Origin of the sequence: Bacteroides sp. (assembly GCF_030151085.1) — a bacterium.
GTDB lineage: Bacteria > Bacteroidota > Bacteroidia > Bacteroidales > Bacteroidaceae > Bacteroides.
Map to the genome: position 1 here is coordinate 26238 of NZ_JASLER010000040.1, position 21847 is coordinate 48084.

The 21847-nt window shown below is 42.5% G+C and carries 18 protein-coding genes; 8 read left to right on the forward strand and 10 right to left on the reverse strand.

Features of this window, described 5'->3' with window-relative positions:
* Nucleotides 1-14 precede the first annotated feature (14 nt).
* Nucleotides 15-1550: a RagB/SusD family nutrient uptake outer membrane protein gene (locus Q1W14_RS07405; protein WP_300700311.1), complete on the reverse strand. Its 1536-nt coding sequence runs from the start codon at nucleotides 1548-1550 to the stop codon at nucleotides 15-17.
* Nucleotides 1551-1581: 31 nt separating this feature from the next.
* Nucleotides 1582-4707: a TonB-dependent receptor gene (locus Q1W14_RS07410; RefSeq protein WP_300700313.1), complete on the reverse strand. Its 3126-nt coding sequence runs from the start codon at nucleotides 4705-4707 to the stop codon at nucleotides 1582-1584.
* 258 nt (nucleotides 4708-4965) lie between these two features.
* On the opposite strand from Q1W14_RS07410, the gene Q1W14_RS07415 reads away from it, so the two are divergent.
* The gene (locus Q1W14_RS07415) at nucleotides 4966-5538 is read left to right on the forward strand and encodes a sigma-70 family RNA polymerase sigma factor (protein WP_300700315.1); all 573 of its coding nucleotides are present in this window, start codon (nucleotides 4966-4968) and stop codon (nucleotides 5536-5538) included.
* A 9-nt stretch (nucleotides 5539-5547) separates the two neighbouring features.
* Here the strand turns inward: Q1W14_RS07415 and dacB are convergent, their stop codons facing one another.
* Genes dacB through lpdA form a run of 4 tightly spaced genes read right to left on the reverse strand, consistent with a single transcriptional unit; the run spans nucleotide 5548 to nucleotide 9996 of the window.
* Nucleotides 5548-6975 (reverse strand): D-alanyl-D-alanine carboxypeptidase/D-alanyl-D-alanine-endopeptidase, encoded by a 1428-nt coding sequence (gene dacB, locus Q1W14_RS07420; protein ID WP_300700317.1) that lies wholly within the window; start codon nucleotides 6973-6975, stop codon nucleotides 5548-5550.
* The gene (locus Q1W14_RS07425) at nucleotides 6975-8174 is read right to left on the reverse strand and encodes a TlpA disulfide reductase family protein (protein ID WP_300700319.1); all 1200 of its coding nucleotides are present in this window, start codon (nucleotides 8172-8174) and stop codon (nucleotides 6975-6977) included. Before Q1W14_RS07425 ends, dacB begins: the two co-directional genes overlap by 1 nt.
* A gap of 4 nt (nucleotides 8175-8178) precedes the next feature.
* Complete coding sequence (locus Q1W14_RS07430) at nucleotides 8179-8610, reverse strand: DUF2007 domain-containing protein (RefSeq protein ID WP_300700321.1); 432 nt, start codon at nucleotides 8608-8610, stop codon at nucleotides 8179-8181.
* 39 nt (nucleotides 8611-8649) lie between these two features.
* Nucleotides 8650-9996, reverse strand: a complete 1347-nt coding sequence (gene lpdA, locus Q1W14_RS07435; protein WP_300700323.1) for a dihydrolipoyl dehydrogenase — start codon at nucleotides 9994-9996, stop codon at nucleotides 8650-8652.
* A 58-nt stretch (nucleotides 9997-10054) separates the two neighbouring features.
* Here lpdA and Q1W14_RS07440 point away from each other — a divergent pair, with 58 nt between their 5' ends.
* A complete protein-coding gene (locus tag Q1W14_RS07440) occupies nucleotides 10055-10216 on the forward strand; it encodes a hypothetical protein (protein WP_300700325.1) in 162 nt (53 codons plus the stop codon).
* 424 nt (nucleotides 10217-10640) lie between these two features.
* On the forward strand, nucleotides 10641-11588 hold the full coding sequence (locus Q1W14_RS07445) for a hypothetical protein (protein WP_300700327.1): 948 nt from the start codon (nucleotides 10641-10643) through the stop codon (nucleotides 11586-11588).
* Here the strand turns inward: Q1W14_RS07445 and Q1W14_RS07450 are convergent.
* Complete coding sequence (locus tag Q1W14_RS07450) at nucleotides 11563-11889, reverse strand: DUF4907 domain-containing protein (protein ID WP_300700329.1); 327 nt, start codon at nucleotides 11887-11889, stop codon at nucleotides 11563-11565. The genes Q1W14_RS07445 and Q1W14_RS07450 overlap by 26 nt on opposite strands.
* Nucleotides 11890-11905: 16 nt before the next feature.
* Nucleotides 11906-12985, reverse strand: a complete 1080-nt coding sequence (locus tag Q1W14_RS07455; protein ID WP_300700331.1) for a kelch repeat-containing protein — start codon at nucleotides 12983-12985, stop codon at nucleotides 11906-11908.
* 202 nt (nucleotides 12986-13187) lie between these two features.
* Between Q1W14_RS07455 and Q1W14_RS07460 the strand changes: the two genes are divergently transcribed.
* Nucleotides 13188-14504: a DUF4270 family protein gene (locus Q1W14_RS07460; RefSeq protein ID WP_300700333.1), complete on the forward strand. Its 1317-nt coding sequence runs from the start codon at nucleotides 13188-13190 to the stop codon at nucleotides 14502-14504.
* Nucleotides 14501-15712 carry a hypothetical protein gene (locus Q1W14_RS07465; RefSeq protein ID WP_300700335.1) on the forward strand — a complete coding sequence of 404 codons (1212 nt, stop codon included), beginning with the start codon at nucleotides 14501-14503 and terminating at the stop codon, nucleotides 15710-15712. Before Q1W14_RS07460 ends, Q1W14_RS07465 begins: the two co-directional genes overlap by 4 nt.
* A 2-nt stretch (nucleotides 15713-15714) precedes the next feature.
* Here Q1W14_RS07465 and Q1W14_RS07470 read toward each other — a convergent pair whose 3' ends face one another.
* Nucleotides 15715-16461, reverse strand: a complete 747-nt coding sequence (locus Q1W14_RS07470) for a LytTR family DNA-binding domain-containing protein (RefSeq protein ID WP_300700337.1) — start codon at nucleotides 16459-16461, stop codon at nucleotides 15715-15717.
* A 91-nt stretch (nucleotides 16462-16552) separates the two neighbouring features.
* Nucleotides 16553-16954 (reverse strand): PH domain-containing protein, encoded by a 402-nt coding sequence (locus Q1W14_RS07475; RefSeq protein ID WP_300700339.1) that lies wholly within the window; start codon nucleotides 16952-16954, stop codon nucleotides 16553-16555.
* Between the two features lie 330 nt (nucleotides 16955-17284).
* Here Q1W14_RS07475 and Q1W14_RS07480 point away from each other — a divergent pair, with 330 nt between their 5' ends.
* From Q1W14_RS07480 to Q1W14_RS07490, 3 genes are all read left to right on the forward strand, one after another.
* Nucleotides 17285-19114 (forward strand): tetratricopeptide repeat protein, encoded by a 1830-nt coding sequence (locus Q1W14_RS07480; RefSeq protein WP_300700341.1) that lies wholly within the window; start codon nucleotides 17285-17287, stop codon nucleotides 19112-19114.
* 71 nt (nucleotides 19115-19185) lie between these two features.
* The gene (gene nadB, locus Q1W14_RS07485) at nucleotides 19186-20757 is read left to right on the forward strand and encodes an L-aspartate oxidase (protein ID WP_300700342.1); all 1572 of its coding nucleotides are present in this window, start codon (nucleotides 19186-19188) and stop codon (nucleotides 20755-20757) included.
* A 506-nt stretch (nucleotides 20758-21263) separates the two neighbouring features.
* Nucleotides 21264-21836, forward strand: coding sequence for a DUF3575 domain-containing protein (locus Q1W14_RS07490; protein WP_300700344.1), 573 nt, complete (start codon nucleotides 21264-21266; stop codon nucleotides 21834-21836).
* Nucleotides 21837-21847 lie beyond the last annotated feature (11 nt).

Here is a 21847-nt window from a genome sequence, read left to right on the forward strand (position 1 = left end):
TTAGTATAAAAGAATTATTTATATCCCGGATTCTGTTTCAACTTCTTATTCATCTCCACCTCGTCAAAAGGTAGTGGGAACAACAAGCGGTTCTCGTCTACTTGATAAGAGCTTTCAATCAGATAGCTATATTCTTTCTTCAATTGCTTGCCATAAGCATTCATCACCGATACAGCTTTTCCACTACGTACCAGATCGTGCCAGCGTTTATTCTCAAAAGCCAGCTCCACGCGACGTTCTTTTAGAATAATGTCACGCAGTAATGCCTGATCGGTAGTTGTTACCGCTTTCAGACCGGCTCTCTTGCGTATGTCGTTCAAATAAGGCAATGCTTCTGACGCACGTCCCTGTTCATTGATAGCCTCGGCAAGGAACAGTAGAGCTTCGGCATAGCGATACACAGGCCAGTTGTCATCCGTATTATTGGGATCGGTGTGCGGATTCAAGTACTTCTTGATGTAAGGCACAGCCTCTTTACCCTCCTGAGGAATATAGTTGTCAATATCCGCATTACCCGTATAAGTAAACATGTAACTACTGTTATAAGTACCTTCGGCAATGCCAATGGAATTGTTTTTGCGTAAATCACCCGCTTCATAAACTTCAATCAGATCTTTGGTAGGTACATTCCATCCACCCAGTGAACTGTTATTGGTAGCAACACCCGTTACAATACGGGTATTGGTAGATCGAGGTAAGAACTTGTAGATAAAGTTACTTTCCTGTCCACCTTGCAAACCTTGTAAGTATTGTATGGAGAATAAGAATTCCTTGCTATTCTTATTGGCAGTTGCAAATACATCCTTATAGTTATCCAGCAGCCCATAACCCATAGCAGGCAGAGTCTTCAACAAAGATTCAGCTTCCTTGTAGTTCTTACGTGTCACATACACATCGGCAAGTAGCATAACTGCCGCCCCTTTGTTAGCTTCGCCACTTTGAGGAAATGCCTTCGGTGCCTCCAGATTATCCATAGCGTCTTTTGCATCATTTATAATCTGAGTATACACTTCGTCTACCGAAGAACGTTCTACAAACGACTCTTCAGCCGTCTTTACCTCATGCAGATAAAGAGGTACCCCACCATAATAACGCACCAACTTATAATAGAAGAATGCACGCAAAAACCGGGCTTGTCCCATCAGATTCTTTTTCACTCCGGCATCTATACTCGCCTTTTCCAAATAGTCGATGGCAATATTAGCTCTCGAAATGCCTTTATAACAATGATAATAGACTGCATTGGTATAGGTATTCTCGGCTCCGTCTACAAAATCATAGATGTTTTCGCGGAATACATAGGCCGATCCTCTGTTTGCCGGCGTGTAATCATAATGTGTATTATCCGAGCGACCTTCCCCGGTAAAGAAGTCATTATCGGCAAGGCTTCTCAAAGGTACATAAGCAGCCACAACGGCTTGTTTCAATTGTTCTTCTGTCTGATAGAACGAACCACCGGATTCTTTATCACCCGGTACAAGGTCCAGGAAGCCGTTGCAACTGCTCAACAAAGCCGTTCCTGCAATAAATAGCAATTTATATAGTTTCATATACATTTAAATAGATTGTTAATGGATTGGATTAAAAGGTGACATTCACTCCCAGAGAGTAGACACGTGGAATGGGGTATGAGTTTTCATCTACTCCAATACCGGTACCGCTCAGTCCGTTCAAGCTCACTTCCGGATTAGCACCACTATACTTGCTGATAAAGAATACATTCTGCACAGAAGCATACACCCGCAGATGCGAACAGTATCTGTTCTTAAGCATGGGTACTGTATAGCCCAACGTCAGGTTCTTCACAGCTAAGTGTGAGTTACTTTCAATCCAGCTAGTGTTCACCTTGCGATGTTCGGCAGTTGTACCTGTCATTGTTCTAGGGTAATCGCCCGAACCCGGACTTTCAGGAGAGCGCCAACGGTCTTTGGCTGCTGCCAGCAGGTTGAAGGCTCCATCCAGGTTACCTAAGTATTGATGTTTCAAACTACTTATCACTTTACCACCGTAGGAACCTGACATGGCAATGCTCAAATCGAAGTCGGCATACTTAAAGTTATTTGTGAAACCAAATACGAAATCAGGATTCGGATCGCCTATAAAGGTACGGTCTTTTACATTGATTACTCCATCCTTATTCACATCCTTGAATTTGATGGTTCCTACCTTCGACGTACTGCTTTTAGGAGAATCAGCCAAATCTTTCTCATCGGTATAGAGTCCCAGTTTGATGTATCCGTAGAACTGACTCAACGGGTATCCTTCCTGGTTGCGATAATAGTCAGAGTATTCGCTGGAGTTACGGGTAATATAGCCCGGTTCTACTAGCGAAACAATCTTATTGCGCTCAAAAGATATGTTGAAGTTAGACTGCCAGGATAGTTTACCAAACTGATTATTGTAGCCTAAGCTTATTTCATGTCCCCAGAAGTGCAGTTTACCCACATTGGAAGTAATGGAAGCGAAGCCCGAAGCTTGCGGAATAGGACGGTTCTGTATCATATCATCCGTCATCTTGTCATAATAGTCGTAGGCCAAAGAGACGCGGTTACCGAATAGAGACAAGTCGAAACCGATGTCAAACTGTTTGGTACGTTCCCAAGCCAATTCGGTATTGGCTATGTTGCTGCTCGATGCACCACCGACAAGCGTTCCATTGAACACATAATTATATTCGCCGATGTTGGCGATATGGGTATAGTTTCCAATATTGTCATTACCTGTTATACCATAGCTAGCTCTCACCTTCATCATATTCAGATGGGGTACGGACTTCATAAAGTTCTCTTCGCTTACTACCCATCCTCCGGAAATAGAAGGAAAGTAACCAAACTTCTTGTTGGCACCGAATCTCGAAGAACCATCGCGACGAATTGCCGCAGAGAGCATATACTTGCCTTTGTAGTTGTAATTGGCACGTCCCAAGAGCGAGAGCAAGGCATATTCGTTGACATTGCTAGTTCCGGCAGTGATGATGGTGGCATTACTCAGGTAAGGTATATCAGTACTACTGAAGTTGCTACCTGACACACTGTTGCTCTCTTTGTGATATTTCTGGGCAGAGAAGCCTAATAGGAGTTCCAACTTATGAGCCTCCCGAAAGGTATTGGCGTAAGTCAGGCTTGTTTCCGAAATCCATGTATAGTCATTGTAGTAGCTACTTGTACCATTTGCTATATTCTCAACTGTTATGCTTGCCGGCTTATAATATTTCCGTTTTTCCCAAGTCATATCAGTAGCCAGGTTACTTTTAAGGGTAAGACCTTTCAACGGAGTAATGCTGATATATCCATTGGCAAGGAGACGTGAAGTGACATAATCGTCTACCGTTTCCATAACGATTTTATAGGGATTGATGTTGTTCAACATCGGTGACGTATTAACGTAAAGCGGCATATTACCATTTTCATCTACCGGTGCAACCAGTGGACTGGCTTGCAGGGCTTTATTAAAAAGGCTGTTTACGCCGTCATACTGTACCAATGAGTTATGGTCCAGTTTGTATGTAGGCGCTACATTGATTCCTACTTCAATGAAATCCTTCAGTTTAAACGTCTGATTGATACGGGCAGAGAACATCTGAACACCGGTATTCACTACTACTCCGTCCTGCATGGAGTATCCTATCATAGCAGAGGTAGAATAATTATCTCCGCCTTTGAACAACGATAAGTTGTACTTCTGCATAGCCGCCTGACGGGTCATTACATCGAACCAGTCGGTACCTTCTCCATACTTTTCAGGGTTTTCATAAAGTGAATCTAATTTGCCGGTATATTTCTCGTATTTCACCCGGTCTTCGTAATATTCATTCTGAAACTCGGCAAACTCACGTGCCGTCATCATCTCCGGTCGCCCACGCTGAGGAATGACTTGCACACCATAGTTAGCCGAAAATTCCAAGCGTGCATCGCCCGCCTGAGCTTTACGGGTAGTAATAAGGATTACCCCATTGGCTGCCCTCGAACCATAAAGAGCACTGGCAGAAGCATCTTTCAACACACTAAAAGATTCTATCTCAGACGGATTAATATTATTGATGTCGCCTACCAACGGAATACCATCCACCACCACCAAGGGTGAATTGCCCGAAGATAACGAAGCAGCTCCACGGATGCGAAAAGCCATTCCCGAACCTACACGCCCACTATATTGGTTCACTTGTACACCAGCTATCTTTCCTTGCAATGATTGTGCAAACTGGTTAACGGGCATATCGGAGAGGCTCTTGGCACTGAGTTGAGACACCGATCCGGTTACTTCCCTCTTCAACTGGCTACCGTAACTTACCACCACCACTTCATCGAGCACACTCGAATTCTCGTCAAGTACCATCTGTAGTTCGGCAGTTGGCTGTTTTACCACTACCTCTTTCTCATTAAACCCGATGTACGAAACAAGCAGGCGTGAGCCTGTGGGAATTGTTATCACAAAGCGCCCGTCCGCATCGGTCGACACTCCGTTCAGCGTACCTTTTTCCAACACATTGGCTCCTACAAGAGGTTCGCCTTTACCATCTACTACAATACCTTTAATCTGCATTTTACCTACCTTGGTGTTCCCTTCCAGAGGAGTTACTCTAATACCTGTAGTTGTTGCCGTCGATAATGTATTCACTTTAGCTGCATACAAGCTTGTACTTAAAAGAAAGCTCGATACAACCGAATACAGTAATAATCTACCTTTTTGTCTTTTTACCTTTTTCATGTTTAATTGATTTTCAAGATAAGGCAATCCGATGGGTTGCCACTCTTAAAAGATAATCGAAAATCGGAAGTAGAATTACTGATGGAAAAGGATTAAGATTCGATGACAATTCTATAACAACGGGCTTTCATCTCTTCAACCAGAGATATACCCAAATTGTAATCAACTTGTCTCTATAAAGAAATACAAATGGAATAACACGATGCTACTTTTGCCCGCAATTCATTAAGCATCGACAAACCCAAAACAAACACAAAGATGGAAACACAAGTAACAGACGAGGAGCTGATCATAGAAATTATATCCAAAAATGCAGAAGCGTTTAATACCTTCTATAAAAGGTACTACAGACTTCTATACAAGTGGGCTACCAATTTGGTGAACAGTAGAGAAATAGCCAAGGATGCAACACAGATTTTCTGGGAACAAGTATGGACTACACCGAACATTATTAAAGCCGACAAAGCAGGATGTGCCAAAAACTTCCTACTTCGCATGTTTAGTTATCGACTCTATGACTATTTAAGGAAATGCAATTCAATGAATAAACTATTGAGTTTTGAACAAACCGACTATCAGAACTGTGTCGGTGAACAATACACTTACACTCATATTCATGAAGAGATAACTACACAAGAAATAAATCTCATGATAAAAAAACTCGTAGACCGGCAAACCACTCTTAACCAACGAATCTTCCTCATGAAATGGGAACAAGGCCTGTCGAATAGCGAAATAGCCCGAAAGCTTGCTCTCAACGAACGCTCGGTATCAAACAGATATCAATGGCTTATGTCATACATTCGCCAGCATATCGTTCAATACCAGTAATAAAGTCCGTCATTTAGAAACGATAATCTCTTCGCACACCGCATCCTGGAATGTCCGTGCCTCCCTGCCCGAAAGAGCATTCTGGTTCATGATGGCAAAAGCTATCTCATGCCCGTTATCAGCACGGAGATAACCCGCAAGACAGTTTATAGCAGTGAAAGAGCCCGTTTTAGCATGAACATTCTTATAAGAACGGGTGCCACGTTGCATACGACCTTTCAATGTACCATCTATGCCACCAATGGGCAGTGCTTTATACAGTTTCCGAAAAACATCGGTACGGGAATAAGCATGCCTGAGGAAAGCCACAAGCAAATCGGGAGAAATATAGTTATAATTGGAAAGACCGCAACCATCGGCCAAGTTAAAGCGGTCAGGATTATAACCTAACTTCTTTATCAGCATACGAACGGCAGAAAGACCATCTTCGGCAGTAATATGCTTCTTCCCGGTACTTTGAGCACCAAGGCGACAGAGGGTTGCTTCCGCATTCAAGTTATCACTTTCCTTCATAATCTCATTCACAACATCTTGCATGGAAGTTTCGTAACAGACCATTTGTACAGAAACACTATCCTTCTGAAACTCACCGAATGCATAATCAGAAGTGCAGCGGATGCCCCGTGCTTGCAAGCGGTCCATAAAGGTACGCATAAAGAAATTCTCCGACGAGAAAATATTGACTGTGCCTGCACGACGTCCGTCTACATTGCCCGTGACAATGATATTATTACCATTCGTCAACCAATCCCGTGATACTTTGAAGCGTCCGGCGGAAGGGGTACGTGTTTGGGTATTATTCGTCAGTGTATAATAAGTAGAGGCAGGAGTACATTTCAAATTCGCCGTTTCTCCACGTTCACCGGGGGAAGCGGTGACCGTTAAAACGCCTTTATTCAGCATCAACGGAGAAAGATAGGGTTGATAAGAAGCAGGGGTATCATCCCACAGCCAACCACTTCCCCAATAAAGGGAGTCCTTCATGGAAACATCTCCATACACTTTGCCTCGTATTACCGAGAAAGGGAAACGGCTCACTACATTCACCAATGAATCCAGCGCTTCATCGTTGAATTCAGGGTCATAACCACCGATAACGTATATATCTCCTTTCAGAGTATCGCCTTTAATCACTCCTTTATACCACACCTCCGTACGAAACGGCTCATCAACTTGTGGCTGAGACAATGCGGTAATAGTAGTCAGTAGCTTCATAGTAGAGGCAGGACGAGACAGCTTGTCTGATTGGTAACCATACAAAGGTTTTCCATCCGTCAAGTCGAAAACAGAGATAGCAACGTTGGAGCCTTGGGGAAGTTTATACTTTATCAGCGTATCGATACGCGAAGAAAGAGAGTCTGTTTGCTTAGTCACACCTTGTGCGCACAAGGGTAACAGGCAAACAGAACAAAGTAAATACAATATTATTCTTTTCATTATTTCTTATTCAAATAGTCCTTCATTTTCCCTAAAAGTGAGCCCTTGCCATAACCACCCCACATGGCCTGTACTTTTCCATCCGGAGCAATCAATACATAATGAGGATATCCCTTCACCTGATAGTTTGCAGCCAATCCTGTATTTGCTTTTTGAAGCTCGTTCCACTGATTACCGCCCATCTTTCTTTTATTGATAAATTCCTTCCAAGGCTTTTCAGGATCAATATTGATACTTATTACAGCTAAAGTATCCTTATACGTCTCTGTAATTTCTTCCAGTTCAGGAATCGATGCTATGCAAGGACCGCATCCGATACTCCAGAAATCAAGTAAAATGTATTTTCCTCTGAACTCGGAAAGGCGATGGACAGCGCCTTGTGGATCATATAACTCTCCATCAGCCATTTCATCACCGACACCAATTGCCATCGGAGGGTACAGATACTGATAAGCCAACTGAGCATCAGCGATCTGCTTCACAGCTTCCGGCATATTAGCATATAGTTCTTTCAGTTCATCCAGATAAGGCATAAAAAACTTAGAAGCTGACATCTGAGCATAGAGTACCAATCTATTTATCCAAACGGGTCCCATAGGAGCTGTTTTCATAAAATCAATCTCTTTCTTATATATACTGCGCTGCAAGGGGAATGAGATCTGTCGCACAGAGTCCACCTTTGCCCATATTTGCTTCACCAGACTGTCGTTGTCGGCAATTTCTTTACTGTTCATCTGCTTTAACCAGTCTGCCTCGACTACATTGTGTTTCACCCATTCTTTCCTTAGCTCCGATGCACATGCCTGAAAAGTATTTTCTTCCAATTGTTGGGGTATATCACTCTTCACCTGCCAGATGTATATCAACTTATCGTGCCCGACAACTGTAATTTGCTTGCCCGGTGCTACCCACACATCCTGCCAGATACTTGGAAATCCTTTATTGTCTGAAATAAGCAGGAACTTCTTCGTTTGAGAAATTGTATCACTGAACGCAAACGTACCATTGAAAATAGTGTCTTGAAACACCAATTCAAGGAGCTGCCCGTTTTCACGGAACAAACATATTCCTGTACTATCGGGTACGTTCATAAGTTGCCCAGTTATCAAGAACTTGTCAGAAGCAACACTACTGACTTGTGACTGACTGTAATGTATACTACATGTCACAGCAAGTAAAAAGAGTAAAACCTTCTTCATATTGTTATTCTTTATCTAAATCTTCCTCCGGCCGGGCAACTGGCTTCTCAAAATGAGCACCACACTTCTTGCAAACATATTCCCAATGCTCAGTGCCCGGAGGTGTAGCAGTCAACATAGAAAGTATGGTAGCCATGATAGCCCGTATCCGATGTTGTTTTCTTAATACGAATTTGATATCCGAAGCTCCACAGTAAGGACAATATTTCAATTGTTCGGGAATCATCTGATTGCATTCCAACAGATCGACGGCGCTATCGTAATCTTTTTCGTATACAAGAACGTCTACTCCTGTAATATCGCTGGAATATCCACGCATGACAGTGGACATATTTTCATTATGAAGCAAGGAGGCGATGCCTTCATTCTCTAATGCTCCTTGAATGATATGTGCCTGAGCAGCGTCAGGACAAGTAATCAACCTTACTGTTTTCATTCTTGGTTATCAAATAGTATTTGTTGTATTGTAATCCTGTTATAACACTTCTTTGAATATCTCCCCTACCGTAGGATGTGGAAATACGATCTTCTTCCACTCTTCCGCCGTCAGTTTCAGTTCAATGGCCATACCTGCCAGAGTGATGATTTCAGAAGCAGGATTACCCAAGACGTGAGCACCCAATACAGTATCATCTTCGGCCAACAATACTTTGCAGACACCGTTTACACCTTCGTTTTCGGCTACAAAGCGACCGGAATAGGCCATCGGAAGCTGAACGGCACGATAGGCTATGTTCTTCTTTTGAAGAGACTCTTCCGTCTCACCCACACCGGCTATTTCGGGATTGGTATATACAACACCGGGGATGGCACGATAACTCATAGCATCGTTCTTTCCAAGGATAGAACGCACCGCTACTTCGGCTTCACGAACGGCAGTATGTGCTAATAGAGAGAATCCGGTAAGGTCGCCACAAGCATATACTCCCTTCTCGGAAGTCTGCATTTGCTCGCCGACGATGATGTTTCCTCGCTCCGTCTTAGCCAAGTTGAGGTTTTCGAGGCCAAAGCCTTTCGATACAGGACGACGTCCTACACTCATCAGGAGTTTGTCGGCTACCACAGAACCGGAACCGTCAGCGTTTTCGTAATTCACTTGAATAAGAGAGTTATCAGCCTCAGCCAATGAAACGACTTTGGTACTCAGCATAAACTTAATTCCTCTCTTTGCGTACTCAGCACGAAGCATGGCGGAAAGTTCCTTGTCCATACCGCCAAGGATTTCATCGAGCATCTCGATTACCGTTACCTGCACACCGAGGCTATTGAAGAACGAAGCAAACTCCATGCCGATAACCCCACCACCAATGATGGCAAGCGAAGCGGGAAGTTCTTTATTATCTAACGCGTCGCGATGCGTCCAGTAAGGCACTGTATCTACTCCGGGAATAGGAGGAACAAAAGTTTCCGAACCCGTACAAAGTAGCAGGTTCTCGCATTCGTATGTTTCTTCACCACATTGCACATGATTCTTGTCGATTATAGTTGCCGCACCAGTTACGATATTTACGCCATGAGCAGTTAGTTTGCCTTTTACACCGAGCACCAGTTTGCGCACAACCTTCTGTTTACGGGCAATGATCTTAGGCAGATCGAACGAAACTTCGGGTACGTTCACCGCATATTTGGAGGCATGACGTGCTCCGTCGTAGGTCTTAGCCGAATACAATAAAGTCTTAGTAGGAATACAGCCTTCGTTCAGACATACTCCACCAAGACTTTGTTTCTCAAAAAGTACAACACTCAGACCGGCTTTCCCGGCAACTTCGGCAGCAGTATATCCCGCAGGACCTCCACCGATAATGGCAACTTGGTATTTCATGACAGATTTGTTATTAAGATTAATCTTGGGAATTTGTACAAATGTAAAGCTTTCCCGGGTGTTACCCAAAAAATCCATAAAAAGAATAGCATTGCTCAGCGAACAACTTAAGGATACTACCGGTTTCACTTATCAGCGCTATTTCAGTACCCTCTTCAAACAGACAACAGCAGTCAGTCCTACTGAATATAGAAAAGAGAAGAAATCACAGCCTCAATAGAACTTCTCACCTTTACTATATTTAAGAAAACAATGTGATAATGTTTAAATTTAATCAAACTCTCTCTTTTATGGTTCACCCACGTCAGAGTAGCTTCTGAGTAAGTAGTTTCTTCGGCACCGAGGAAGGAGGGGTTCGACACCGGGGAACCCCTTGCTCGACACCGAGGAACAAGACCTTCCTCGGTGCCGGAAAATCAAGGATGAGCATAGCTTATTAGAATGTAACGTATTCACACTATTTCTTAATATCGAATTCCGGATAAGTAAGTTGATAGCTTCATCATTCATTTAACAAGTTCATCAAAAGAACCCTCAAATTTATCCTCATAAACAAAGAAGAGTAAATCTTTAATAATTATCTTTGCCGTGCAGCATTTATGCAAGAAATGCATCCAATAGACAAGAACTAAACTATAACCAACATGAAAACAGCTAAGTATATCCGGCTATTTCTACTATTTACTCTCATTTTCTGCTGCTTGACGGCCTGTGAAAAAGATGATGAAACATTATCACCCCTCAAAGAAGTTACCCTCGAAGGAGAAGCTTCTTCAATAGACATCAATATAAGCCGTAGCAACTGGTACATTGCCTCAATAGCTACCATTGAAGGTTGGCCGGTATATGACGAGAATAATCACCCCCTGTACCTCGCCGACTTAGGAAGTCTGCGCTTTAATTGGGGAAGCATTATCCGCGACCGCAAAGACTTACTGACCGTGAAACTAAATGACAACTTTGATAAAGAGGATCGTGTGTTTATTATCAATCTCAAGACCCAATCAGGATTATATACCGAGTCCATCACCATCCGGCAGAAACAATGCCAAAGTTTTTATCAGATTGAATCCATAGCCTATACATTGGAAGAAGGCGACGGAATAAAAGAAGCCGCCATAAGACCTTGGGGAATCACTTGGATAAATAAAAATATCGCCCCGGGAGAAATTACTTCAATAACTTTCTATCCTATTCACTTTGCTAATGTGGAATACCGCTTCGAATACAATCCTGATGAATTCAGCAAGGACTGGATAAACTCCGAAGGAGATAACCGCTCTGTAGATATGCCCAAAGATATCAAAGATGGAAAAATTATCTTTGAACCTGAGAAGAAAAAGTTCACCGATAACAGCACGTATTTCTACGAAGAGATGGGCAAAGCCTACGAAAGAAAACTAGTAGGTTGGAAACGAAACAGATACTTTGCCGATCTTTATTATAAACAACTTCAAGTGACTTACACTCTCACTTTGTCGAGACCGGGTAAGGAAACCGTGAATATTATCAAAGGAAAACTGATAAAGGAATATCCCTACGACAGCTCGATTGTCTTTCACGAGATCAACGATTTGGAAGAAGGCGATTAACTTCTTCTTTGCTCAATGTAGGTGGTTCACCATCAAACAACTTTTTGCATACAAGTTTGCCTGTATTCAAGGCATCCTCTTTTGTGCTGAAAGGTTTTCGCCCCCTTACAGCAGGTATATAAGGCTGATATATCAACGTATCATTTCCGCAGAACACCAGATAGCCATAGCCACCTTCTACCTCCACCACCCGGCACTTCAACTCATCGCTGCCGGACGAGCAACCCGAACAGGAAAAAAGGCATGCCGCCAACATGGACGACACACCTATCATAATAAACAAATGCTTCAATTTAATCATTTCTCTTCAAGACACATTAGTCAACATCTTCTTCTTCATCGGGTAGAAGTTCGTATATATCATCAAAGAAACTGGAACTTGTACTTCCCGATGACCCCGTCAGTATAAAGCCACGCTGACCATTGCTGAACGAAACGGCACCTTCGCGCGAAGAAGTCCCGGCAGGATAATTATGCACGGTAGTAAGCGGAGTAAAGTCATCGTCAGAATCACCATACCACAAATCCTGGTCAGGATCATATTTCCAATAATCACTGGTCACTCCACTACGGGTTCCGGTAGCTATATAACCATATCCGTTAATGGAAAAAGATACAGCACTATAGCGGGTAATGGCATAGTCATCGTCATAATCATTGTCGGAGTCGGTATTGGCAATGTCCCTCAGCTGGGTCCAGGTGTTACCATCAAATTTCCAGAAATCCACCGGACTGCTACCTCCACCCTTGTTCTGCCCACAGCAAATGTAAGCTACATCATTGATGACAAAGGCTGTACCGTCACGACGCTTCTCACCTCCGAAACCATATACAATTTCCCACTGCTTCCCTTCGGCAGCATTAGGATTGAAACGATAGAAGTCTAGCATACTACCAATGGTATCTTCATTATATCCCGTACCCACATATCCATAACCGCCTATGCTGAATGCTAATGCACCATCACGTGCGCCTCCGCCGAAATCGTCTTTCCGTACCCAACTATTTGTAGCAGGAGTATACTCCCATGTATCAGCCATATAATCGGAGTATGTCCCGTCTTTCCTTGAACCCGTAGTGATGTAACCTTTCCCATTCAAAGCAAATGCAGTACCGTATTTGCGACCTTCAACAGGCATAGTTTCGCATTGTGTCCAAACGCCGGTATCCATATTATACTCCCAAAGATCATTCAGATAATCCTTGTTGCCTCCACGGAATCCACAACACAGATAACCTTTATTGTCAATGGTGAAACTACAAGCATAGGCACGTGCATAGCCGTTATAACTTGTTTTCTTTATCCACTGCCCCTGTGTGTATTCATCGTCTTCCGTACAACTGCCGGTCAGGCACAAAGTAGCCAGCAGCATCAATCCCAATAATAGTCGATTCATTTTTCTTTAAACTTATATTGATTACTATGTTTTGGTGGCGAAAGTAAGCCTCAGAAATCATACTCACAAAAATAACCGACTAATAGCCCTAAATACCCGTTAAACGCCTTTAACGATAAAACCTGCCTGATCGCCGATTTTAATAGGCTGATAGGAAAGTTTAGTTTTCCTTTGCCGCCATCATTTAAACGAAGAATTAAGAATGAGAAAATTACTGTATAGTTTAGTTACATTAATCATCGTCCTCTGCGCTTGTCAGGATGATAACTCCCAGCTTGGAAAAAGCCTGATGAGTAGTTCTTTCTATAATGTATTTGCAGACACCTGTTCGGTAGATATAAGCACCATCTTACTGGATTCCATCGAGACTCAAGGAGACAGTATCTGCCAGTTGGGGCATTACAAAGACGGTTCATGGGGCGAAGTTTCAGCTGCTTATTATGCCGAATATTCCAAAAACAGCTTCACTCCCAGTACGGATTGTAGCTATACGCTGGACTCGCTTGTATTACGGCTGATACCTTCGGGACACTTCTGGGGAGATACGTTGACGCAGCAACGCATCACAGTTTACCGCCTGAAATATCCTATTGTACTGGATAATGACGACAAACTCTACACCACCACTACCCTCCAAAGAGAAAACATACCGCTCTTCAGTTTCACTTTCACGCCACACCCCGGTCGGAAAAAGGAAATAGAAGTGCGCCTTCCCGACGAGATGGGTCAGAAATGGTTGGACGATCTCCTTGTACGCGACGATTACTTTGATACTCAGGAGAAATTCAAAAAGAAGTTCCCCGGATTGGTCTTCGTACCCGAAACCAGCGGACAGTGCATCACCGGATTCTTGGTGAACGATTCCGCCATGAGCCTCAATTTACACTATCACGAAGTGAGTAACCAGCGGGTGGAACAAACACTGACTTTCAGCGTAAATACCGAATATACCTATACCGGTTTACAGTACGACCGCACCGGTACGCCTCTCGCCTCATTGCAAAGCGGAATAGAGAATCTCATTCATTCGGGCGATATGGACCATCGTGCCTATATGCAGGGACTAACCGGTTTTTACAATCAACTTGAATTTCCTTTTCTGAACGATTTGCAGAATGCCGGAAAAATCGTCTCCATTGAAACTGCCACCCTTTACCTCTATCCCTTGGCTAAGAGTTACAACTCGGTGAGCCAGCTACCCGAAGATATCCGCCTTTACATCACTAACGAAAACAATGTCCTCGAAGACTATATATATGGTAGCGACGGAGTAACCGTACAGACCGGCAACCTCACCATAGACGAAATGTATGGCAAAGAGACCTACTACTCCTTCGACCTCACTGAATTCATCCGGAATAACTTCGGTACCTGGGGCATGAAACGGCAGAAACTACTCATGAGTTTGACCGACGAGGAGAGCGCAACCACCTTCAAGCAGGTAATATTCACCAATGACCCTAACCTGGACAGACAATGCAGACTAGACGTAAGATTTAAAATATACAACGAGCAATGAAACATTATAAGCGGATTCCCTTACTACTGTGCAGCCTCTGCACGGCAAGCCTTTCTATCACAGCCCAGAATACCACCAACCTGCCCACATCTATGTACGGATTGGGTGAACTTAGTACCAGTGACGGCGGACGCTATGCAGGCATGGGCAACATAGGTATCGCATTAAACCGTCCCGGATTCCAGAATACCCTGAACCCGGCAGCCATCACTCGAATGGATACTACTTGCTTCACATTCGATGTGGGTGTATCTGCCTCTTATGCCCGCTATTCTTTTTTGAGCGAACATAGTTCCAACTTCACAGGTAACCCCAACCGTATCAGCATGGGATTCCGGATACTTCCGCGTTGGTATGCTCTTGTGGGAGTAGCCCCCTACAGCAGCGTAGGCTATGTCATACAGACCGAAGAAGAGATAGAAGGTTCACCCGGCAGTTACACTTACTCTTTATTCGAAGGGACGGGCGGACTTTATCGTTGTTACATCACCAACGCTTTCGCACTGACCCGGCAGTTATCTTTAGGAGTGAACCTAGGCATAATAACAGGTACGGTAAAACAAAGCGAAACACAGGAAAAGGCCCTCGTAGAGTACGAATCCAGTAAACGGGCTTTCTATGCCGACTTCGGACTACATTATGAATTCAACACCGCCGGTAGACAACGGTGGGCGGCAGGAGTAGTGTTTGCCCCCTCAATCCAAATCAGCCATGACAATACGCTGACCTATACCAATTCCTCTACCAGCGAGGATCTCGACAAAAGTTATCACAGTCGTACGCAATACCTACCTATGCACATGGGTACCGGTCTCTCCATGACTACAGCACGTTGGGTACTCTCTGCCGATTATAATTACCTGGATTGGAGCCGCAACACGTCGTCCTATACTTCAATGAAGTATCAAAATCAGCATAAACTTAATTTAGGAGGTATATATACCACTAACACACGCCTCCCACGTTCTACAGAATTAATGGGAGGGGTAGGTTATAGTGATTCTTATATTATGTTGAAAGGTGGAAAGATGCAATATCTAGAAGCCAGTGCAGGTGTTAGTTTTCCCATCCGGTACTCTTACTTATCTTTGGGTGCTACCTGGCGGAAACAGTTAAATTCACGTAGTAATATGATGCAGGAAAGCCGGTGGAGCGTGAATTTGAACCTTACATTCGGAGAAAGACTTTCACGCTCCAAACTTCGATAATGTCAGAGAACTGCTAACCGGGAAATGAAGTGCTTCACTCTTTCCCGGTAAGCATCTCCAATAGGCACATCTTTCTTCTCAATCTCCAAGGTATTACGGCTAATTGCACTAATACAATCCTTACGGACAATAAACGAACGATGCACACGGATAAACTCATCCGAAGGGAGCTTCTCCTCCATATATTTCATACTGCACAAAGTGAGAATAGGCTTAGAAATTCCTTTATAGTAAATCTTGACATAATCTCCCAAACCTTCTATATAGTTGATCTGGTCTAAGTCCAACCGCATGATACGACTATCCGATTTCATAAAAATGACTCTCGAACTTTCCTCTGCAGCTTCCTGCTTCTTTAACTCAGAAATATTCATTTCCTGCAAAGCAAACCAGCGTGCAGCCTTATTCACTGATTGGAAAAAGGTAGAGAATCCAACATCACCCGTCAGATAATCCAAAGCATCCAAACGGAAACACTCAGCAGCATATTGATCGGTATCTGCTATAAAAATGACACGGGTAGGCAAGGATAGCAGCCTACTGAAATCCATTCCATTAATTCCACCTTCTTCTACCGGATAGATGCCCACAAAGTAGACTTCTACTTTCGATTCATAATAATCCTTCAATGCCACAAGGGGATTATTGTATTTTCCACATAAAGTGAGAAAAGGGACTTTGGCAATATATTCCGCCAACTTTTCGGTCATTTCCGGATCTGCATGTAAAATAGCACAATTCAAACTCATAGTCGTTCCTTTCTTTTGCAAAATGGACGCACCCATCTCCAAAAGACTGCAAAAGGACAATGCAAAATTAAGATTTCTTTATAGTGATGAGCTATTTGTTAACAGGTATCTTCTCTTCAAGCAACCTGATAAACTCTTCTTCCTTAACCGGAAGTAAACCTTTATACTTATCTTTGCCGTATTTTATCAATACATAATGCATGATTGCAAACTTACCTATCTTCATGGAACAAGCACGCTCAACCGAAGTAATGTCTTTCAAAAGTATCTCTTTACTTCGGGAGAATCGCCCAAAGAATAAAATCAATTTTCCATCAGGGGTTATAGTATAAGTAGTATGAATCAACCTTTCAATATTGACTACGAGCAAAAGCATAAAGATAACAGCCAATATTATTTGCTTCTCCCAAAGGTTATAAAAAGTAAGAGCTCCTGCCAGAACCAGGAACAAATACTGTCCCCCCGCTATGCGTGCATGAAAGATTCTATTCATTTCTTCAGATTTTGCCGCTAAGGTAGATGTTTTTGTGGAATGTATTGCCAAAATAGACTCTTCAATATGACAAATTCAAAAAAAAGTCCGGTATATATCATGAGAACATCAGTATACAATCCGATATACAACCGCCCTCAGGCCCTTGTAGCGGTGTTTCATGTCTACAAAAAACGATCTACTTATTACTTACATTATTTTTAGATGTCATATCTTTGCCTTAAAACAAACGAATCACAATCTATGGTTATAAAAGTCTTTCCAATTTTACTTTTATTTTTAGCAAGTGCTTGCACAACAAAGTCTACTTCTTCTAAAAATTCCGAAGCCATGCAGTGGGAACAGACTTTAGCACAACTCACCATTTTACAAAAAGAAGGAAAAACTCAGGAAGGCATTGCATTAACCCGTCAACAACTCCCCCTACTTTTGCAAGTTGCACAGAATACTAATCAAAACGATTCACTAATTCGACAGATAAATAATTTGCTTAGACTATGCCACTACTTTTATCAAAAACCAGAGTACGTCAAAGAAGGAGTTTTATATTTGGACAGCCTCAACCAAAACCCTTTTCTAAAAAAATATTGCCAACATGAATTGTTGTCGTGTAGAGCAAGCTTACACCAATTCATCGGAGAAAACCAAGAAGCTGTCCGTCTGGCAGATAAGTATCTCCGACTTCCACCCAATCCCGACGCTAGTTCATTTCTTCGCCAAGCTGAAGGTATCAGTGGGGTATATGTCTATTCAGGAAATGATCTTCCCAAGGCCATCAGCCTGCTAGAAAAGGCAGTAGATGCCTATCGGAAAGGAGCCAAATATTCCAATATGACTTTGCTTATGTCGCGCCTAGGTGTCTACTATCGACTTACTGGTGAATATGAGAAAGCAATAGCTATAAATCAGGAAGCCATTGCCAATTACAACGATAGTATACATCCTAGAAACGTAGTAATTGCCTATGGCGAACAAGCCAATCTGTATGCCGACTTAGGCATGTACGACCACGCACTTCAAATGAACCGGAAAGCACAATACTACTCCATGTTAAAGGATAGTTTCGGATTAGGTGACGTATATCGCTACCGCGCACTTATTTTCCGGGAGATCGGAAATAAAGATTCTACATGGTACTATCTTAATATAGCAGAAAAGATTTCTGCTCTGCAAATGAGCTATAAAGGTGTATTTATAAACAGAGTATTGAAAGCGGAAGTGTATCTGGATGATCCTGACTCCACACAAAAAGCCTTGCAAATAGCTTTAAGTGTATGTCCGGATAGTACTCGTGTGCCTCAATGGGCCAAATACCAACTCGACCTTCAATTAGGAAGTGCCCTACTGAAAACCGGACAGGAAGAAAAAGGAATACCTCTTATAGAAAAAGCCGCACAGAGGCTAACGGATATGGACATGCCCGAAGGTCATATCGGCGCCAAGACTCTTATGAACTATTACCTTAAGAAAGGAATGAACGATGCTTTCGTCCGCAGCTATATTCTTAACCATAAAATGGCGGACTCCTTGCAAGATGTAGAGAAAGTACGTGCAGTTGCTGCCGCTAATATCCGATTTGATACCCAACAAAAGGAAAAAGAAAACAAACTCCTTTCGGCACAAGTGAACCTACAACAACAGCAACTATTCTACAATATATGTATTTCTATTGTACTGTTACTATTGCTCATCACTTTCATAGCTTACTTTATAAATCGCAGAAAAGCCCACCGGCTACTGATAGAAAACAACAAACGGGAAATACAAAAGCTCATAACCCGACAGCAGGATTTGAATCGCCGCAACGAACAACTGACAGAGCAGATAGAGCAAGCTATGGCAAGTAATAATATCAATACCATCCGGCAATTAACCGGTCAAAACTTACTTAGTAAAGAGGACGAAAATGAATTCCGGCAATCATTTGCTACTATTTATCCTTCTTATCTGCCTAATCTACGCGAACATTACCCCCAACTGACGCGTAATGAAGAATTGCTGGCTATGCTTATCTGCATGAATCAAAGCACAGATGAGATAGCTCTGATTATGGGTATAAACCGTAATAGCGTCAATGTAGTTCGCTCGCGCATGCGCAAGAATATGGAACTGGCAAAAGAGGAGTCCTTAGATGAGGTAATAAAACAGTACTTACCCTAATAAAATAAGCGTGCTTATTTTGTGCTACGTTTGGTTTACACTATCTTTGCGGTGTTAAACATACAAATCTTATGGTAAGAAAGTTCGATTTCCTCGTTATCGGCTCCGGACTCGCCGGTATGAGCTTTGCGTTAAAAGTAGCGCAAAAGGGGACTGTAGCCCTTGTTTGTAAAGCCGGCTTGGAAGAGTCAAATACCTATTTTGCACAAGGAGGTATTGCCTCTGTCACCAACCTGACCGTAGACAATTTCGAGAAGCATATTGAAGACACCATGATAGCAGGCGACTGGATTAGTGACCGTGAAGCCGTGGAAAAAGTAGTATGCAATGCTCCTGAACAAATCAATGAACTCATTAAATGGGGAGTAAATTTCGATAAGAAAGAAAACGGAGAATTCGACCTCCATAAGGAAGGCGGACACTCTGAATTCCGTATCCTTCATCACAAAGACAATACGGGAGCTGAGATACAAACCAGTCTGATTGAGGCAGTAAAGCAGCATCCCAACATTACCGTATTCACCAACTTCTTTGCAGTAGAAATCATTACCCAGCATCATCTGGGCATCATTGTAACCCGATATACTCCCGGCATAAAATGTTACGGAGCATACGTGCTGAACGAAGCAACCGGTGAAGTAGATACATTCCTCTCCAAACTGACTATTATGGCAACAGGAGGTTGTGAAGCTGTATATCGTAACACTACAAACCCATTGGTTGCTACAGGCGATGGCATAGCTATGGTCTATCGCGCCAAAGGTGCTGTGAAAGATATGGAATTTATCCAGTTCCATCCTACCGCTCTCTACAATCCGGGTGACCGTCCTTGTTTCCTCATCACCGAAGCCATGCGTGGATATGGCGGAGTACTACGTACTATGGATGGCAAAGAGTTCATGCAAAAATACGATTCACGTCTCTCACTGGCTCCTCGCGATATCGTGGCACGTGCCATAGATAATGAAATGAAGCTACGTGGTGACGAACATGTTTACCTGGACGTTACGCACAAAGACCCGGAAGAAACTAAGAAACACTTCCCCAATATCTACAAGAAGTGTCTCAGCATAGGCATTGATATTACTAAAGATTATATTCCGGTAGCTCCTGCTGCACACTATCTGTGCGGAGGCATTAAGGTTGACCTAGACGGTCAGTCAAGCATACGCCGTTTGTACGCCATCGGCGAATGTTCATGCACAGGTCTGCATGGAGGCAACCGTTTAGCTTCCAATTCCCTGATTGAGGCCGTGGTTTATGCTGATTCTGCTGCCAAACATGCCCTGAGTGTATTGGAACGTTATGACTTCAATGAGGATATTCCCGAATGGAACGAAGAAGGTACCATCTCCAACGAAGAACGTGTATTGATAACACAAAGTATGAAAGAGGTGAATCAGATTATGGAAGCATACGTAGGAATTGTACGTAGCAATACTCGTCTCACCCGTGCCTGGAACCGCCTGGATATTATTTATGAAGAGACTGAAAAGTTATTCAAGAGTAGTAAAGCCACACGTGAACTCTGCGAATTACGTAATATGATTAACGTAGGTTATCTGATTACCCGCCAAGCAATGGAACGTAAAGAGAGCCGTGGATTGCATTACACCCTTGATTATCCTCACGCAAAAAAATAACCTCCCCATATAAAAGAAATATAAGGTGATAAGAAGCTTCATACACTTCTTATCACCTTATTCTTTTTTTCAAACATTATATTCCATAATTAGAATTCCGTTTGCTTATCTGTTTCGCTCATCATGATGATATATTAAACTTGAATACTAAAGACTATTAAGGCATAAAGCGATACTAAAAGGTATTTTATCACCTTTTTTCCTCCAATACCATCCATTTTTTAATTGTTCTATTGCAACCAATCATTATCCATTATTAGGAGAGACTCACTTTTTTACACAATTACAACCTGATAATAAGAAAGATACAATTCTATATATTAAATTGTATATTGCCTAATTTCAAGCATTACTAATATTTTATGCAATTTTGTAGCATCAAAAAACAAGTTTATTCCTTTCAATTGAGACGATTTACTCTTTAAATAAATGTAAAATTGGAAAGAACACTCTTAGTCATCATCTGGTGAAACATACATAAAAGATAACAAACAAATAACAAATTTATGATTAAAAGAAAAGGAATCATTGTCCTTATCGGACTATTATGTTCCTTCAGTGCGTATGGGCAAAAGGCAGCACTAAAAACCAATCTGGTTGCAGATGCCACCACTACAATTAACCTCGCCGCTGAATTCGGTCTGAAGCCTAAAACGACCTTAGACATTTACTTCAATTACAATCCTTGGTCTTTGGGAAACAACAAGTCCTTCAAGCATGTACTCATTCAACCCGAATACCGTTTTTGGCTCTGCGAGCGCTTTAGCGGTTCTTTTTTTGGTGTGCATGCACATGCAGGTATCTTCAATGCAGGAGGTGTACACATGCCCTTCGGAATGTGGAATAAACTGCAAGATTATCGTTATGAGGGTGAGTTTATCGGAGCAGGCATATCTTATGGTTATCAATGGGTCATCAACAAGCATTGGAACTTGGAAGGTAACATCGGAGTTGGCTATGCATACATAAATTATGATAAGTATAAATGCAAAACTTGTGGTAAACTACAAGAAAAGGATAAGCATAAGAATTACATTGGTCCTACGAAAGCAGCAATCAGTCTCGTCTATTTATTCTAAAATCACTTCGA

Coding starts and splice junctions, on each gene's coding strand:
- Q1W14_RS07405 (WP_300700311.1), bottom strand. CDS start 1,550: ATGAAACTATATAAATTGCTATTTATTGCAGGAACGGCTTTGTTGAGC.
- Q1W14_RS07410 (WP_300700313.1), bottom strand. CDS start 4,707: ATGAAAAAGGTAAAAAGACAAAAAGGTAGATTATTACTGTATTCGGTT.
- Q1W14_RS07415 (WP_300700315.1), top strand. CDS start 4,966: ATGGAAACACAAGTAACAGACGAGGAGCTGATCATAGAAATTATATCC.
- dacB (WP_300700317.1), bottom strand. CDS start 6,975: ATGAAAAGAATAATATTGTATTTACTTTGTTCTGTTTGCCTGTTACCC.
- Q1W14_RS07425 (WP_300700319.1), bottom strand. CDS start 8,174: ATGAAGAAGGTTTTACTCTTTTTACTTGCTGTGACATGTAGTATACAT.
- Q1W14_RS07430 (WP_300700321.1), bottom strand. CDS start 8,610: ATGAAAACAGTAAGGTTGATTACTTGTCCTGACGCTGCTCAGGCACAT.
- lpdA (WP_300700323.1), bottom strand. CDS start 9,996: ATGAAATACCAAGTTGCCATTATCGGTGGAGGTCCTGCGGGATATACT.
- Q1W14_RS07445 (WP_300700327.1), top strand. CDS start 10,641: ATGAAAACAGCTAAGTATATCCGGCTATTTCTACTATTTACTCTCATT.
- Q1W14_RS07450 (WP_300700329.1), bottom strand. CDS start 11,889: ATGATTAAATTGAAGCATTTGTTTATTATGATAGGTGTGTCGTCCATG.
- Q1W14_RS07455 (WP_300700331.1), bottom strand. CDS start 12,985: ATGAATCGACTATTATTGGGATTGATGCTGCTGGCTACTTTGTGCCTG.
- Q1W14_RS07460 (WP_300700333.1), top strand. CDS start 13,188: ATGAGAAAATTACTGTATAGTTTAGTTACATTAATCATCGTCCTCTGC.
- Q1W14_RS07465 (WP_300700335.1), top strand. CDS start 14,501: ATGAAACATTATAAGCGGATTCCCTTACTACTGTGCAGCCTCTGCACG.
- Q1W14_RS07470 (WP_300700337.1), bottom strand. CDS start 16,461: ATGAGTTTGAATTGTGCTATTTTACATGCAGATCCGGAAATGACCGAA.
- Q1W14_RS07475 (WP_300700339.1), bottom strand. CDS start 16,954: ATGAATAGAATCTTTCATGCACGCATAGCGGGGGGACAGTATTTGTTC.
- Q1W14_RS07480 (WP_300700341.1), top strand. CDS start 17,285: ATGCAGTGGGAACAGACTTTAGCACAACTCACCATTTTACAAAAAGAA.
- nadB (WP_300700342.1), top strand. CDS start 19,186: ATGGTAAGAAAGTTCGATTTCCTCGTTATCGGCTCCGGACTCGCCGGT.
- Q1W14_RS07490 (WP_300700344.1), top strand. CDS start 21,264: ATGATTAAAAGAAAAGGAATCATTGTCCTTATCGGACTATTATGTTCC.